The sequence below is a fragment of the Methanolobus chelungpuianus genome, from assembly GCF_024500045.1.
GTDB classification, from domain to species: Archaea; Halobacteriota; Methanosarcinia; order Methanosarcinales; family Methanosarcinaceae; genus Methanolobus; species Methanolobus chelungpuianus.
Genome location: NZ_JTEO01000004.1, coordinates 585393 through 601267, shown reverse-complemented (window position 1 = coordinate 601267; position 15875 = coordinate 585393). Strand labels below are relative to the sequence as shown.

Below are 15875 nucleotides of genomic sequence, written 5' to 3'. Positions count from 1 at the left end.
TAGTTAGGAGCATGCATTACCAATTGACCTTCTAAAAAGTGGTCCTATAATTTAAAAACGATATGCGGGGTAAAACATGGATAGGCGTTTACTAATAATACCTGTTGTTATTGTCATAGGAATTGCAGTCCTGCTAAGCGGTGCACTGAATTTCTCAAACGACGACGTTCCGGCAGAGATGGAAGAAATGGTTACGGAAGAACCGGAGATAATCTACCAATCTGCAGACATGAATGACACTGACCTGAATGAATCAGTTGTAGAAAATGAGACAAATCCCAATCTTGGTGGCAGTGTGGGTGGCATGGGCGGCGGCGGTATGTCGGCAACTAAAACTGTTACTACTCCTTCGACGGATACAAGCACCATCGATGATACCAAAGAGGATACTACGGAAGATACTGAAAGTAAGATATACTATATAAAAGTGGAGAACTAATATTTTTTATATTCCTTATTTTGTCTTCAAATGTTGTGTCTGCACGGATGGCAACTGAAAGTCAACATCTGACTTTCAGTACATCACTTTTGCAAAGCCCTGGACCTGCTTCTTGCATATATTGGCATGCTTTTCTTCATCCCTGATGAGCCCTTCCAAATCTTTCGTGAACTCTGCTCTGTCATTCCCGTCAGTCAACAGTTATTCCATGACGACAGCATCGACGTTCATTATATCGATAAGATTTCAGAGCAAGTTTTTTGTATTTCATGATACTGTTGAACATCTGAGGCGCTGACAGGCTCTCAAAATCAAATATATGACTTGTGAGCCCTTTTTGGTATGTTCATGGAAACTTCCATGTTTGCTCTTATGAGCCATTTTTCCATGAGCGATCCGTGAAAATCCGAATCATGAGAAAGTATTTCAAGCGCCTCGAGATTCTCGTCCATCAGCTCGATACGCCCTTCCCGGGTATCCAGTTGCTCCATCTATCGCTCTATCCAATACATTCGTTGCATAAGGGAAGCAAGGACTTTCTTATCTATAATAGCAGGCACTTGATATCATCGAATATTATCATGATTCCCGTATATTGATAAATAGTGCTCTCCTCAGCGATGCCTTCATATAGGAAAAATATATTCTTCTAGTATTACCTCAGGAATATCTTACCTGCTACAACACTTCAGATCGATCCATGGAGGATATCACTATCAGTACTTCTATTGCCCTTTTAAGCAGCGGACTGGACTCTGTAACAGCCGTATCACTAGCCAGAGAACACACACAAGTGAAGCTTGCACTCGTATTCGACTACGGCCAGCGTTCTGCAAAACGCGAGATAGAGTATGCAGGAAAGATATGCGATCACTTCGGGATATTTCTAAAGGTCATCGACCTTCCCTGGCTGGCAGGGGTCACGAAGACTTCCCTTGTCAATACCGCCAGCGATGTTCCAGTGATGTCTCCTGAGAAGATATCTGATGATGCCGATCCTTCAATAACCCTCGAATCTGCAAAGAACGTATGGGTGCCTAACCGCAATGGTGCATTGATAAATATCGCAGCCAGCTTTGCAGAGAGCATGGGATGCGATCACGTTATTGTAGGCTTTAACAGGGAAGAGGCAGCAACCTTCCCAGACAACTCCACGGACTTCATCGAGGCTATCAATAACTCGCTTTCATACTCTACCCTTAATAAAGTAAAAGTCCTGGCTCCGCTCATTGGCCTGGATAAAAAGGGCATAGTCCGGAAAGCAATCGAATCCAGGGCTCCTCTGGAGTACAGCTGGAGCTGTTATCATGGCGGAGAAGTGCCATGTGGCGTATGTGAGAGCTGCGTCAGAAGGCAACGCGCCTTCGATGAGGCCGGTATTGCAGACCCTTTGCTTGTGAAGCTTGGCGTTAACCGGGGCCAGAAGAACAGGTAATTGAAAAGGTCTTACAGATACCCTGTAACAATTGATCAGTGATATAATGGAATGTATAGTACTTGACAAGAGACTGGATTATGACGGAAGCCAGATTTCCTCCCTGTGGGCCTACAACCTGGCAGATGTGCAGGCAGACTCCATTATTGCTTTCAGGGGAGCCTGCGACGTCAGAACAGAGCACATGATAGACCTTGAAGATAAGAAGCAGGGAGATATTATAGTCTCCACCGACATGCTCCATTTCATTATCGAGCATTTCGATTCCGCGGACCTGAAACTGGTTTATGCAAGACAGCGGCTGTTCACATCGATAGTCCGGGAAGTGCTCTCCGGCAGGCATTCGGGAATCACCCGCAACGGGGACGATCTTTTCATCGGCACAAAAAAGCTCACTATTTCAATAGCCAGCACGTCGGCAGTATCCCAGAAGATACACTTCGGGATAAACGTGGTGCACGACTATTACGGAAGCCTTGAGGATATTGGCATCTCAGGGGAAGGAGTGGCAACGGTGCTGCGGGAGATCGCGGAGGCCTACGTGCGTGAGTTCGATGACATAGAGAAGGACCTGCGCAAGTCCAGGCCCCTGGATGTGATCAGATGAATGCCGGCCCGCTGACCGCAAGTACGACTGCTGATATCGATGCAAATGTCAGCGAAGTGTTCTGTTCCGTGCAGGGGGAGGGGCCATATGTAGGAGTAAGGCAGGCTTTCGTGCGCTTCACAGGATGCAATCTCAGATGTTCTTACTGTGATACGCCTGTCGGGAAAGAAGAATCGTGCAGATTTGAGGAGATCCCGGGTTCAGGAGTATTCAGCCAGCCGGATAATCCCTTATCTGTCACCGACATTGCCAGGATGGTGAGTTCATACGGGAAGATACATTCGGTATCCCTCACCGGAGGCGAGCCCTTAATGCATGCGGGTTTCATATCCGGGCTCGAACTTGCAAGCCCTCTCTACCTGGAATCCAATATGACTCTGCCTCAGATGGCTAAGAGGATCAAGGATAAGGTCTCCTATGTGGCAGGGGACGTAAAGCTGCTGCCTCCTTCGGCTGTGGACGACATGGACCTGCACCTCGAGAATACGATAGAATGCTTCAGGACCTTGAAAGCCACCAGGGACAGGGACTGCTTCTGCAAGGTGGTTGTGACAAAGGACACGGCAGCCGATGATGTGGAAGGCATGATCGGTGCCATCGCAGGATATATATCCTGTGCGGTGCTCCAGCCTGTTTCACAAAAAGAGCTTCTTCCGGAGCCGGGCTACCTGCTAGGCCTGCAGGAAAGAATGCTCGATCATGTTAATACAAGAATAATACCCCAGACCCATAAAATGTGGGGGTGCCTTTAATGAAGATGAGATTAGGAATCGTTGACTATATTGACAGTGCCCACTACCTGCCGGGACACGGGAAGTGCGGAAAAGTGCACGGACACACCTACAAGGTGGAGGTCGTGATCGAAGGTGAGAAAACAGAGAACGGGATGGTCATGGACTTCTATGATATCAAAAAGACAGTTAAAGAGGTCCTGGCAGAATACGATCATGTGCTGCTCAACGACATACTGGACTTCCCTAGTGTGGAGAACATGTGTGAGCACGTGCATGCACGCCTGTCCACAAGGCTCCCGTACCCAGTCTCACTTAAGATATGGGAAGGCCAGGGCAAGTGGTGCGAGATAAGTCCCTGAGATCGGATTTTAACTGTGCCGATACAAAACTTTATCAATGGGTTTATGCTTAAACTGACATGAATTTACAGGAGCTGCCAAGGAGCTGTAAATATGAATGATACAGATTCGGATACATGCGACATACAAGTCTCAAAGGGCGAGGATATGAAGAGGATCATCGCCGAGCATCCCTGTTATTCCAAGGATGCACAGCATAAGTATGGAAGAATTCACCTTGCAGTAGCTCCAAAATGTAATATCCAGTGCAACTATTGCGACCGTAAGTTCGATTGTGTCAATGAGAGCCGGCCTGGTGTCACAAGCGAGGTGCTCAGTCCGCAGGAAGCCCTTGAGAAGACCAGGCAGGTGCTTAAGGAGTATCCTTTCATCAAGGTAGTGGCCGTGGCAGGCCCGGGCGACCCGCTGGCAAACGACGAGACCTTTGAGACACTGAGCCTCATAAAGGAAGAGTTCCCTGATGTGACATTATGTCTGAGCACAAACGGGCTCGTGCTTCCGGAAAAGCTTCCTGATATCATCAAGTCCGGCGTCACAACCCTTACAGTGACCCTCAATGCCATCGACCCGGAGATCCAGGCGAAGATAGTGGATCATATCCGCTATCAAGGCAAGGTCTACAGGGGTCTTGAAGCAGCTGAGATCATGGTAAGGAACCAGCTTGAAGGTATCAGGGCAGCAGTGGGTGCAGGGCTTGTCATCAAGATAAATACCGTGCTGATACCGGGCATCAATGACAGGCATGTGGTGGAAGTTGCAAAGAAGATGAACGAGCTTGGAGTTTACATCATGAATGTCATGCCGCTGATCTGCCAGGCAAGGTTCGCAGACATGGAACCACCTTCCCCTGCCTACAGGCAGGAGGTTCAGAACTCCTGCGAGCCATATGTGCAGCAGATGAGACACTGCCGCCAGTGCAGGTCTGATGCTTTCGGGCTTCTCGGAAAGGACCTTTCCCAGATGAGCGAGGAACGCAGGAACCTCATAAAGATGGAGATGAAGAAGGGCGAAGTGTCAGGAAAGGAATAATTCCCGACATGTATCCCAGACAGAGATTAGATCAAAGTATTGATCAAGCTGTTTTTATCGCTGCAGGTGTTCAGTTGGATCTGGAAAAACTAGCACAGAGCATCAGGACCTTTGAAGGTGTGACCCGCAAGAAACCAATCGCAGATATCGTGCGTATCTTTGAGGCCGTACGCAGCGAATATGAGGGGTCCGTTGTTGACTTCGGTGACGATGCCGCAGTCATTGACATCGGCACGGATGATGTCATCCTGTTCGCAGCCGATGGCATCTGGGGCAGGATCATCAACAAGAGCCCGTGGTGGGCGGGCTATACTTCCGTTGTGGTCAATGTCAATGATATCTCGGCCATGGGCGGGAGGCCTCTGGCAATGGTCAATGTCATGTCTTCAGGCGATATGCAGTCCACCAGGGAGATCATGGAGGGCATCCGGGACGGGATAAAGAAGTTCGGCGTACCCATGGTGGGAGGACACATGCACCCCGACACCCCATATGATTCCCTTGCTGTGGCCATCATAGGTATTGCGAAAAAGGATAGCGTGATACGCAGCGACACTGCAAGGCCGGACGACGTCATTATTGCAGCTTATGATATGGACGGCAGGGTTGGGAAGAACTCTCCCTACAGCTGGGATACGACCTCCTTCAAGGAGCCTGCCATAGTGCGTGAAAGGTTCATGGTGATGCAGGAGATCGGTGAGAAAAAGCTGGCCACTGCAGGAAAGGATATCAGCAACCCTGGAACCATAGGCACCCTGGGTATGCTCTGCGAGGTCAGCAAGGTAGGAGCATCCGTGGACCTGAACAGCATCCCATGTCCTGAGAATGTGGACTTTGAGCAATGGCTCAAAATATATCCGGCTACAGGTTACATCCTGACAGCAAGACCGGAGAATGCCGGAGAATGTATCCGCGTGTTCGAAAAAGCAGGCATCAGGGCTTCAGTCATCGGGACAATCGAAGCCACGCGTAAACTGGATATCCTCAACGGCGACTGCAGGGCAACAGTCTTTGATTTCATGAAGGATGAAATAACAGGAATTGATATATGAATTACTGCCCGAAGGTCAATGGATAAAAAAAAGGAAGCATACTTATTTATCGCCGTTGACCCATGCTTCAAGTTCATCATGCAGGAACTTCTCGGCGGCCTGGACAACTTCAAGCGTTCCGCGCAGTACTATGAGTTCCCTTTCATCGCATTCGACGATATTGACCTTTATTTTCCTCTGGAGAGGTTCAAGGTCGAACTCCTCCACCAGGTCATAAACTATGTATGAGGGGGTGCCTGGAGGTATTATAAGATCGTACAGGCCTTCCAGCTCGCCTGCTTCAGTATCGCCTTCAGCTTCGTCTTTGATCCGTTCCAGGTCTTCGATCTGTAATTTTCTTACCAACGTTATCACCTTTGACTGATGGTTGATGGCATGCGGCAGATAAATAATGTTCGCTGCATGATCACAGACTGCCTGTGATCCATTCTGCCATGTCAGCGGATATATCCGTCCTATATAGATAGAGATTTCTTTAATGTGCCCTTTCATATAATCAGGAAGGATTCTGATGAGATTGATAGGCCTATCTGATACAATTGGGCAGATCCGGGTGGAATTTGCAGGCTGCAATATGAAATGTCCTTATTGCGTGCACATACACCAGCCGTTCAAGGAATGGTCCGTTGACGAAGTAACCGACTTTGCAAGAAGGTCGACCACTGAGAATGTCTATCTGGGAGGGGCTGAGCCTACATTACAGAAAGAGCTGCTGCCTTTGCTTGAAGCCCTTCACGGCATTGGCAAACATGTCATACTGAAATCCAATGGCATGAAGCCGGATGTGCTCGAGAGTGCCCTGCCCTTCGTGGAAGGCTTTGTGCTTGAGATCAAGGCACCCCTGGATGATGTGCCGGGCATCATGAAGCTTACAGGGATGTCCGGGGAGCGCAGTATAAAGTATGTGGAACTGCTGCGCAGGTCCCTGGAGATTGCGAAGGGGAAATGGCTCAGGGTGTGGATACGTGTCATACCCGAGTTCATAAATACAGAGACCGTACCTCGCATCCTGCCGGATGTGGAGGGAGCATCAGAAGTCATGCTCTACCAGTTCATGAGCAATCCTGATTTCGACCTGCCTTTCATGGGCCACGAGGAGCCGACCCCATCATGGGCCGAGTTAAAGGAACTGGGAGATATGGTGATCGAAAAAGTGCCGCAGGTGCGCCTTGTGGGAGAAAAGGGAAAGACCCTGATGAAAAAGTGATCTTCCCTTTAGATGCAAAACAGGATATGCTTACGCACTATCCTGTTCAAAGTCCCCTCCATTGTCAAAGAGCATCCGGTTCTCCTGATCTTCCAGGTAAAGGATGAGCTGCCCTTCTTCAGTGGCTGCTGAAGTCACATTATTAAGGGATGCGAGATACTGGCTGTCCAGTGAGTCTTCCCCGCATGCAACAAGCGTCATCACGCCGGGCTCCAGTGTCAGGCTCTCCCCTTCAAGTGTATAGTTGCCGCTTCCTGTGTTACAGTCAGCCCTGAAATAATAAATACCGTCCTCTGAGAACACAAGATAATAGTTCTCCGGACCAGGAACCAGCAGCTGGTCTGCAGGCATCGGTCCGCTCAGTTCGGCCCATTGCCATTCAGTTCCGATTATGCTGTCTATGTTCTCCTCAGATATCATCACGGCATCTGTCCCCGTGCCTCCGTTTTCAGGCGTCGTGTTTCCGTCGATACCAGTGTCGTTCTCCTCTTCCGGGGGTGTTTCAGTGCAGCCGAGCGTAAATACGGAAAAGGTCAGCAGGGCGCACACTACAGTTAAAGTCCATATATATGTCTTTCTTTTCATCTGATCTCTCCTCCAGGGGATGTCACGCAATCCTGTAACAGCAATCTGCAGTAAAGAGTGCACGAATAAATGAGATAATGGTTTCAATGACCGGGCTCTCCCTGGCAGGTTTCCGCTTTTCAGATATGCTGCTCTCATCCCCACTCCTTCGGAAGATAAACCTTACCACGCGAATGGCTTCCGGCAAACACTCCCATGTCCCCGGGACCACTAGTAAAAAAGATATTGCCCTTTCCAGATTAATCTTTCGAAAATGATATACCTTTGGCAATCCAATCCCCTGTATAAAGGACAGCCCGGACACTTAGATTATAATGTTAAATATCCACCGGTACATTTATTCGCTTTAAGCCGGTAATATGAGTTGATAGAAATGCAGGAATACAAGTTAAAAAGAGGATTTGCACCCGATATTGGCAGGATAGAGGAGTGCCTGAAGGAAACATTCCCTTCCGAGATCAGACATGACGGCGAGAAACTCACTACTTCATACGGCATACTGAAGACCCTTACAGTATGGATAGAAGGAAAGAAGCTGGCTGTTGATACCTTATCCGATACATCGATCAGGGACGATAACCTTATACTTGATTCCAACAAGCGTTTCAGGGATTTCCTTTTGAAGGCCACCGGTTATACTGCAAAGGAACGCCTGCAGCAGGCAAAGAAGGAAGTTTCGGAGTAAACGGGGCCGGGCCTCTTCCGGCATCATATTTCATATTTCTCCCGGTTGGTCGAACATGGATTTCATTGAAAAACTGAAGAGTTTTGATATCCCTACATGCCTTAGAGTGTGTGCCGGCACAGACGGCTCCGTGACCTTCCTGCTGGAGATCATGACCAGGCATCTTACCGCGGTCGTGACAGAATACCAGCATGTTATCCCTGCAGACGAGCGCATGGCGGAGATATTCGATGTTAAGGTTGGCTCGAAGATCAACGACCGCGTGGTGACACTGATCTCGGGAAACGTCCCATACGTGTACGCCCGCTCACTCTCCCCCCTGGAAAAAATGCCCGAAGGCGTGCGCTGCGATATGATGAAGGCCGATATCCCTATAGGAAGGATTCTCCGAGACCACAATATCGAGACCCGCCGGGACTTCGAGAGCATCGAGCTTACTAATGATGAAACGCTGTTCGGTGCGGCCAGGGTCCTCTCCCGTTCCTATCGCATCGTCCATCATAATGGCGTTCTCATGTGGATAAACGAGCGTTTTCCTGCAGATTCCCGCTGGTGCTTATAAAGCACCCTCTCTCCCAACCGAAAACTTATTAATCGATTCTGTATATTATGAGCTCGCACCCCCAACACTCATTCTGTGCCTCGATGGCTTAGGGGTATAGCGCGTCCTTGGTAAGGACGAGGCCGCGGGTTCAAATCCCGCTCGAGGCTCTTAAAATTTTTTTTAAAGTCTACTAATCCGTTTCATAGTGTTTTGATGTTTACTTAGCATTTTATCTATGCTAATTGTAATATTGTTACCTGTTACCCACATGAGTACCTTATGCCACTATGCGATTCTCATGTACGTTGAATCCTCTACACATGTGGGAAACTCCGTTGCACTTTTTGGTACGGTTTGAGTTTTGCCGGTTCATCCCACGTATGTGGGGAACTCTGAAGCATTCTTTTTGAGGGATTAAGATGCAGCGGTTCATCCCCACGTATGTGGGGAACTCTATTCAGTCTCATGATGTTGGTGGAATGGCATCGGTTCATCCCCACGTATGTGGGGAACTCCCGAGTCTCTTGATTTCTGACCGAGGAATCCTCGGTTCATCCCCACGTATGTGGGGAACTCTACATCCGCCTCCTGGGGCTCACTCAGTACCGCGGTTCATCCCCACGTATGTGGGGAACTCTGTTCAAATTGATATCTGAACACAAATTGAAGCGGTTCATCCCCACGTATGTGGGGAACTCCTGACAGGTCCAGAGAACTGGAACACATATTCCGGTTCATCCCCACGTATGTGGGGAACTCTTTTTCCTCCTATCCCCTCAAACTCTCAAAGCCGGTTCATCCCCACGTATGTGGGGAACTCAGATGTCTATGGCTTCTCCCCTGGAATCTCCTCGGTTCATCCCCACGTATGTGGGGAACTCGCCAGTGCCAGGAATCCCAGCAAAGCATATTTCGGTTCATCCCCACGTATGTGGGGAACTCAGGTTCGCATATGCTGCAGATCTCGCAGCCTGCGGTTCATCCCCACGTATGTGGGGAACTCTCGTCTATCTTCCATCTTATGTCCTTTCGGACCGGTTCATCCCCACGTATGTGGGGAACTCAGACTCCCTAAAACTACAAAGTGCATTCAAATCGGTTCATCCCCACGTATGTGGGGAACTCTCTTGGAAAGCCTACGTTGTATTTTCTCCACACGGTTCATCCCCACGTATGTGGGGAACTCTACATATTGCGGTGATGTAAAATATGTGGTTACGGTTCATCCCCACGTATGTGGGGAACTCGGCTATACAGTCATATTTTAGGTATTTAACGACGGTTCATCCCCACGTATGTGGGGAACTCTGTCATGCCTCCGGTAGGTTTGAACTGAACAGCGGTTCATCCCCACGTATGTGGGGAACTCGCTCTGCGCAGTGCCGATAGTGTATCGCATGCCGGTTCATCCCCACGTATGTGGGGAACTCACATCATTCGGGTTAGAAGAAGCTCCTGTCAACGGTTCATCCCCACGTATGTGGGGAACTCTTGAATACCCCCAGGATATCGAATAATACGGCCGGTTCATCCCCACGTATGTGGGGAACTCTAAGTTCTCCAGGGCCCTGGATGCTGTGGCCTCGGTTCATCCCCACGTATGTGGGGAACTCACTCCCCAACCGTCAGAAGTACATTAGTATCTCGGTTCATCCCCACGTATGTGGGGAACTCGTGATCTTGCATTGCAGGATACCAAGTTTACCCGGTTCATCCCCACGTATGTGGGGAACTCTCCTGGGGGCGAAGGGTTCCGGCAAAAGTGTTCGGTTCATCCCCACGTATGTGGGGAACTCTTCCCCCCGTTATGTGCGTATAATGTTGTTCTCGGTTCATCCCCACGTATGTGGGGAACTCTTGTACATTGATGTAACCGGAGTCGGCCACATCGGTTCATCCCCACGTATGTGGGGAACTCTGCCAGATTGCCGAGTGCGTAAACGTAACGGACGGTTCATCCCCACGTATGTGGGGAACTCACAATCCGAGAAACAAAGTTATCGATGATGCTCGGTTCATCCCCACGTATGTGGGGAACTCTTTTGGCACATCCGGCCAGTGCTTGCAAAGAACGGTTCATCCCCACGTATGTGGGGAACTCGTATTCTGTTTCAATTGAAACGTTACAAAATACGGTTCATCCCCACGTATGTGGGGAACTCGGTTCAAGTTCTGGTCAAAGCCAGGGGGATTCCGGTTCATCCCCACGTATGTGGGGAACTCGCCCGATCCGGTGGTTCCTCGTCCTGTCGATGCGGTTCATCCCCACGTATGTGGGGAACTCCAAAGGTCAATGATATCTGTATCCTCAAGGAGCGGTTCATCCCCACGTATGTGGGGAACTCATATCGTAAATATGGCGTGATATTCGCTAAAACGGTTCATCCCCACGTATGTGGGGAACTCTCAACTAAGCGATTTTCGCTAGATTGATCCTACGGTTCATCCCCACGTATGTGGGGAACTCCGTTTAACAGGTTTAAGAGTGCCTTTAATTACCGGTTCATCCCCACGTATGTGGGGAACTCTGTCCCGCCACACTCCACGCAGGTGCTTATTTCGGTTCATCCCCACGTATGTGGGGAACTCCTTCCGGATCTCAGCTGAAATGTCAGCATAGCCGGTTCATCCCCACGTATGTGGGGAACTCTTTGGGAGGGCATAACAATGTTCGATATCTTACGGTTCATCCCCACGTATGTGGGGAACTCATCTTTGCGGAGGGCGCATTGGTCCAGTACACCGGTTCATCCCCACGTATGTGGGGAACTCCCTCCCGCTACTCCCCCGAGCATGGCGGCTACCGGTTCATCCCCACGTATGTGGGGAACTCTTGGTAGAAGAAAGAATAACGCCACCACAGAACGGTTCATCCCCACGTATGTGGGGAACTCTTGCCAAATCCACGCCTTTCGAGGTGGCTGGCCGGTTCATCCCCACGTATGTGGGGAACTCTCTTCCGCAGTTGTGATCTTGTTTATAAGGTCCGGTTCATCCCCACGTATGTGGGGAACTCATCAGACTCATAGTTTAATGTGATGACTCCAGCGGTTCATCCCCACGTATGTGGGGAACTCATGTGACATCATATTCAGCATCACCGCCATCTCGGTTCATCCCCACGTATGTGGGGAACTCAGATACACTCCGGTAGTACCGTAGACCTGAATCGGTTCATCCCCACGTATGTGGGGAACTCCCATTCCGGGCCTGGGTCATCGAGGATATGGCCGGTTCATCCCCACGTATGTGGGGAACTCCACATGTACGTGAGTACCAGTACAGCTGCTGTCGGTTCATCCCCACGTATGTGGGGAACTCTCTCCTCTTATGTATTTCTTGTATTCCTCTTGCGGTTCATCCCCACGTATGTGGGGAACTCTGTGTCTCTTATATTCCTTTAAAGAGGAAAAAGGTTGCTGCTTTCATTGGGCAAATAGTTTATTCTAAAAACTATACTTAGCAAGTGAAGCACTCTAAAAATGCACGATGTTGGCATAGCAATCTCCTTATTCACTAGTATCTGGTAAAAAGGATATTAACTTTATTCCATCCATCTCTTTGGGAATGCGTCGGCTTTCACCCATTGTAAGGAAATCAAAACCTGTTTCATTAGGAGAACTCCAGAGTACAACAGCGTTCCCATCCTCTAATCCTTCTTCTATGTTCTGGACTATCATTTCCCGTACCTTCACGGAATAATCTCCCACATAAACACCAGCACGGACTTCAAGGAGCCAGACTGCCAGACGACCTCGTAATCTGTCAGGTGCATTTTCAAGTACGATGACCAACATCACCAATGCTCCTTTCATTTGGTATTGCAGGAGGTACTGATTCTTCTGGTGCATCAGGTATTTCTATTCCACCCGCAGAGAGGACTTCTTCGATAGTTGGGATGATTTTCTTGAGTAAGCGTGTTTCTCTAAAAGCATCCCTGCAGGCAAGTCTGACAGCTCTTTCGTAATTATTATGCTTCTCTGATGCAATCCTAAAGGCAAGTGGAACCACTGTTTCAAATTTGAATAGATCTGCAATATCGTATACAAAAGATCTGGGTTTCCCTGTGTGAATAAAACCAACAGCTGGAGAATATCCAGCAGCTAGGATTGCCGCTTCAGCAACTCCATATATGCATGAAGTTGCCGAGCTCAGACACTTATTTTGCACATCCGCACTATCCCAGTCTTCCGGATCATAACTCCGTCCTTTCCACTCGATCCCATACTGCTGGGCAAACAATTGGTACATTTTCTTTACGCGGACAGCTTCCATTCCACGCATCTGTTCGACACTATAATGGTCAGGTAGGAGCTCATTGAATCTCATCTCATACATTTTGCGAACTACCCTTCTTCTCAGGTCATCATCAAGAGCAAGTTTTGCCTGGTAAAGCAGCCTGTCTGCACGTGCACCGCCAGGTTGTCCGGCGGAGTAGAGTCGAACACCTGCCTCCCCTACCCATATCAGCAAGCAGCCCACTCTGGAAGCAAGAACTACCGCCGCATGCGAAACCCTGGTTCCAGGTTCCAGCATCAAACATGCAATTCCTCCAACCGGTATATGGGAACGCACGCCTGTCTTGTCAATGATAACAAAAGCTCCGTCCACAACGTCAAGTTCACCCTTTTCAAGGAAGAGCAGCGAAAAGCGCTCTTTTATGGCTATGGGTTTTAGTTTTGGAAGCATTTAATTAACACCCTATCCATGTGAATCAAATTCTGGCAAGAGTCAAAAGACCACAACCAAAAGATTTAGCAGGACCGACTCCGTTTGAGATTTTAGCGGTTAATAATTCCGGCTCTTCTACAGTAAGAGTTCCTAAGAAAGTTACAGTTTGAATCTTACCAATATGCTTGTCACCAGGTTTATTCTTATAAAAATGAAGTAAGTCCTTTTTAATCAACTCAACTGAATCAACCTCAGCACTACCCACTAACTGTCTTTTTAACCATGCTACTATTTCGTCATCATGAATCACAGGTACCCTTACTTTGCCTTGATTTTCGGTCTTTCCATCTTTGTCATTGATTTTTTTAGTTGGATTCGCACACAACATGAATCTATAGCTATTCCCGGCTTTTAAATCAAAATGAACCTCCTTTGGTTCTTTTAACATAATTAGTTCACCGGATGTTGCTTGTGGCTGAGAGATAGACTGCAACAAAATGTGTTGCTCACATTTTTGTCTGGTGCTCTCAATTCTAAATAAAAAAGAACGTTCATCATTGACTTTATCCGGGAACAGTTGCCATATTATCTTATGCAATTGATATGGATCTACCGGTTTATTGGATTTGAGCAACCACTTACTAAAGTACATGTTCATCTCCTAGAATATATATTGTCCTGGTAGCAAACTGCCTTACAGGATCTTGAATAGGGACATCGCGAATTTGCATGGGCGATGAGCCTGCTATCTTTTGTTCGCTATACAATGTGCCTTGCTTTGGTTCTATCTGGTCAAGTGCTTGCTGAATATTTTCAGCTGGCACTATTTTCTCAAATAAAGGCCGATGTATAGGACATGACCGACGCCCTAGAACTGGAGTATAATGTGGTTTTTGAATAGCACTCTTAACCCTTTCCATGATGTAAACCGCATCATCCCTAAAGCCTAAAGCTAATGTAAATTCGGCATCGCATAGATACTCGCGATAAGAAATAATTGCATCAGACCTTGGGCTTCCATCAACTTTGCGGGCATCAAGGACAGTATGATAGTCTGTCAATTTTTGCATCCTTAATGGCTTTTCCTCAATACGGCCAAAATGTTCTGTTTTGAGCTTACGGCGGTCAGCCCTTACGATAAACTCAAAACTGGCGTTTAAATCTGCCCGGCTTTGGATATCCGATCTGTCTATACCCAGACAAGCTCCCAGTAAACCTACAACTGCACTGCGGGTCGGAAATATATGGCTTGGGCGATAATCCTCAAAAGTATGCCCACCCCATGACTGCATTGCACCCTGCAACTTAATTATCAAATATTCTTGCATGGCTCATTTCCCAATTTTTTACCATCATTTTTTATCCATTCTTCTAATTCCGAAAGTTTAGACATTTTTGGTATTTTAGTCTCGGTTTTAGACTCTTCATTTGTTTCGGTCTTAGCCTCTTCATTTTTATGTTTCAATTCACAATCTATCGTACTAAAAAAAGACTGTATATCATTTTGTATTCCATAAGCACTTGAAATGGACTTATGATAATTCAATAAGGCCTCAATTGATGGTTTCATGAGTCCTTCTTTTTTAGCCTTAACAGGATTTTCGAAGGCATTTGCTAGTGAGATTGGTTGGTCACTAAAACTAACAAGTGCAAAGTCCGCAAGATTAAAAGCTGCAAAAGCATTCTGTTTGGCAGATGGTACGACCGTTGCCAGCATGTGCAGGACGTGTGAAGCAATATCTAATGCCTGTTTGCGGTCTAAATCGCCTAGATTTTCTTGAAGTTGTCTGAGATTTAAGCTCGCATAACGATAGAACACACCCGAGCTGAATTCGGTTGTATCCAAGTGAGCAGAACCGGTTTCTCCAGTTTCCTGGTTCAGATCATCAACTGCAGTGAACCAATCTATGTCGGTATCTACTGTGTGTGTTGTGATTGCATGTGCAACTGCAAGAGAAGCATCTACAATAGTCATTATCCCTGAAGTAGCCATTCTTCCGGATAAGGCAATGTCCTGACCATTTTGTAATGCTTCACGGAACAGCTTGACTTTTGTCTTATCATCCAGAAGCTTCTTTTTATCTGTTGCATTTTTCCATTCTTTTTCAAATTCCTTCTCGTCCGGGAATTGTCCCTGCAATTGTTGATATAAATGGCAGTATTGTTCCACTTCAGACACAGTCCATGCTGCGACTGCACCAGACTGAGTGTTCTCTTTGATCTCCGGTTCACCAGAAATCAGCGACATGACAGATTTTACCAAGTTTTCATCATATTTGTCTTGCAAAGCTTTTACGTACTTTGCTGTTAATTTTCCTAATTGCCTGGTTCGATCACTTGGCTTTCCAATGTGGTTTTCATAGTAGTCTGAATGTCTCATAGCCCTCTTCAAACTCTGACTGGATATTCGAGTTCTTTTTACTCCGCCAAATACAGCGGTTTTTTGCATGTTCATGTCATCCCGGTTAAGATTGGATGGACTGTGCGAAATCAAAATGTGGTAGTTGACGTAATTCTTTTCATCCATG

The 15875-nt window shown here is 47.5% G+C and carries 19 protein-coding genes, 1 tRNA gene and 1 CRISPR repeat array; of the genes, 11 read left to right on the top strand and 9 right to left on the bottom strand.

The features are described from left to right. Positions 1–76: 76 nt before the first annotated feature. Positions 77–439, top strand: coding sequence for a hypothetical protein (locus PV02_RS07615; protein ID WP_256622778.1), 363 nt, complete (start codon positions 77–79; stop codon positions 437–439). Between the two features lie 75 nt (positions 440–514). On the opposite strand, the gene PV02_RS07610 is transcribed toward PV02_RS07615, so the two are convergent. Further along, on the bottom strand, positions 515–637 hold the full coding sequence (locus PV02_RS07610) for a hypothetical protein (protein ID WP_256622777.1): 123 nt from the start codon (positions 635–637) through the stop codon (positions 515–517). 113 nt (positions 638–750) lie between these two features. Then, the gene (locus PV02_RS07605) at positions 751–930 is read right to left on the bottom strand and encodes a hypothetical protein (protein WP_256622776.1); all 180 of its coding nucleotides are present in this window, start codon (positions 928–930) and stop codon (positions 751–753) included. Between the two features lie 209 nt (positions 931–1139). On the opposite strand from PV02_RS07605, the gene queC reads away from it, so the two are divergent. The 6 genes from queC (at position 1140) to PV02_RS07575 (ending at position 5655) form a co-directional block, all read left to right on the top strand. Continuing rightward, positions 1140–1874, top strand: coding sequence for a 7-cyano-7-deazaguanine synthase QueC (queC, locus tag PV02_RS07600; RefSeq protein WP_256622775.1), 735 nt, complete (start codon positions 1140–1142; stop codon positions 1872–1874). Between the two features lie 46 nt (positions 1875–1920). Continuing rightward, on the top strand, positions 1921–2481 hold the full coding sequence (locus tag PV02_RS07595; protein ID WP_256622774.1) for a DUF366 family protein: 561 nt from the start codon (positions 1921–1923) through the stop codon (positions 2479–2481). Further along, complete coding sequence (locus PV02_RS07590; RefSeq protein ID WP_256622773.1) at positions 2478–3233, top strand: 7-carboxy-7-deazaguanine synthase QueE; 756 nt, start codon at positions 2478–2480, stop codon at positions 3231–3233. The genes PV02_RS07595 and PV02_RS07590 overlap by 4 nt, the downstream gene beginning before the upstream one ends. Then, positions 3233–3574 carry a 6-carboxytetrahydropterin synthase QueD gene (queD, locus tag PV02_RS07585; RefSeq protein WP_256622772.1) on the top strand — a complete coding sequence of 114 codons (342 nt, stop codon included), beginning with the start codon at positions 3233–3235 and terminating at the stop codon, positions 3572–3574. The genes PV02_RS07590 and queD overlap by 1 nt, the downstream gene beginning before the upstream one ends. A gap of 93 nt (positions 3575–3667) precedes the next feature. Next, positions 3668–4603, top strand: coding sequence for a nitrogenase cofactor biosynthesis protein NifB (gene nifB / locus PV02_RS07580; RefSeq protein WP_256622771.1), 936 nt, complete (start codon positions 3668–3670; stop codon positions 4601–4603). A 74-nt stretch (positions 4604–4677) separates the two neighbouring features. Then, positions 4678–5655, top strand: coding sequence for a methanogenesis marker 2 protein (locus tag PV02_RS07575; RefSeq protein ID WP_256622770.1), 978 nt, complete (start codon positions 4678–4680; stop codon positions 5653–5655). A 42-nt stretch (positions 5656–5697) separates the two neighbouring features. Here PV02_RS07575 and PV02_RS07570 read toward each other — a convergent pair whose 3' ends face one another. After that, the gene (locus tag PV02_RS07570) at positions 5698–6000 is read right to left on the bottom strand and encodes a hypothetical protein (RefSeq protein WP_256622769.1); all 303 of its coding nucleotides are present in this window, start codon (positions 5998–6000) and stop codon (positions 5698–5700) included. 166 nt (positions 6001–6166) lie between these two features. Here PV02_RS07570 and PV02_RS07565 point away from each other — a divergent pair, with 166 nt between their 5' ends. Beyond that, on the top strand, positions 6167–6862 hold the full coding sequence (locus tag PV02_RS07565) for a radical SAM protein (RefSeq protein WP_256622768.1): 696 nt from the start codon (positions 6167–6169) through the stop codon (positions 6860–6862). A gap of 30 nt (positions 6863–6892) precedes the next feature. Here the strand turns inward: PV02_RS07565 and PV02_RS07560 are convergent, their stop codons facing one another. Further along, on the bottom strand, positions 6893–7447 hold the full coding sequence (locus tag PV02_RS07560) for an META domain-containing protein (RefSeq protein ID WP_256622767.1): 555 nt from the start codon (positions 7445–7447) through the stop codon (positions 6893–6895). A gap of 373 nt (positions 7448–7820) precedes the next feature. On the opposite strand from PV02_RS07560, the gene PV02_RS07555 reads away from it, so the two are divergent. The 3 genes from PV02_RS07555 (at position 7821) to PV02_RS07545 (ending at position 8843) form a co-directional block, all read left to right on the top strand. Beyond that, entirely contained in the window at positions 7821–8132 is a 312-nt protein-coding gene (locus PV02_RS07555) for a DUF5611 family protein (protein ID WP_256623076.1), read from the top strand. A gap of 55 nt (positions 8133–8187) precedes the next feature. Next, positions 8188–8694 (top strand): chorismate--pyruvate lyase family protein, encoded by a 507-nt coding sequence (locus tag PV02_RS07550; RefSeq protein ID WP_256622766.1) that lies wholly within the window; start codon positions 8188–8190, stop codon positions 8692–8694. A 77-nt stretch (positions 8695–8771) separates the two neighbouring features. Further along, a tRNA-Thr gene (locus PV02_RS07545) sits at positions 8772–8843 on the top strand. A 258-nt stretch (positions 8844–9101) separates the two neighbouring features. After that, positions 9102–12058: direct repeats of the CRISPR family, unit length 29 nt; unit sequence CGGTTCATCCCCACGTATGTGGGGAACTC. Between the two features lie 127 nt (positions 12059–12185). On the opposite strand, the gene cas2e is transcribed toward PV02_RS07545, so the two are convergent. Genes cas2e through cas7e form a run of 5 tightly spaced genes read right to left on the bottom strand, consistent with a single transcriptional unit; the run spans position 12186 to position 15874 of the window. Further along, the gene (gene cas2e / locus PV02_RS07540; RefSeq protein ID WP_256622765.1) at positions 12186–12473 is read right to left on the bottom strand and encodes a type I-E CRISPR-associated endoribonuclease Cas2e; all 288 of its coding nucleotides are present in this window, start codon (positions 12471–12473) and stop codon (positions 12186–12188) included. Continuing rightward, on the bottom strand, positions 12454–13365 hold the full coding sequence (gene cas1e / locus PV02_RS07535) for a type I-E CRISPR-associated endonuclease Cas1e (RefSeq protein ID WP_256622764.1): 912 nt from the start codon (positions 13363–13365) through the stop codon (positions 12454–12456). Before cas1e ends, cas2e begins: the two co-directional genes overlap by 20 nt. 25 nt (positions 13366–13390) lie before the next feature. Further along, entirely contained in the window at positions 13391–13999 is a 609-nt protein-coding gene (gene cas6e / locus PV02_RS07530; protein WP_256622763.1) for a type I-E CRISPR-associated protein Cas6/Cse3/CasE, read from the bottom strand. Further along, a complete protein-coding gene (gene cas5e / locus PV02_RS07525; protein WP_256622762.1) occupies positions 13989–14675 on the bottom strand; it encodes a type I-E CRISPR-associated protein Cas5/CasD in 687 nt (228 codons plus the stop codon). Before cas5e ends, cas6e begins: the two co-directional genes overlap by 11 nt. Next, positions 14660–15874, bottom strand: a complete 1215-nt coding sequence (gene cas7e / locus PV02_RS07520; RefSeq protein ID WP_256622761.1) for a type I-E CRISPR-associated protein Cas7/Cse4/CasC — start codon at positions 15872–15874, stop codon at positions 14660–14662. The genes cas5e and cas7e overlap by 16 nt, the downstream gene beginning before the upstream one ends. Position 15875 lies beyond the last annotated feature (1 nt).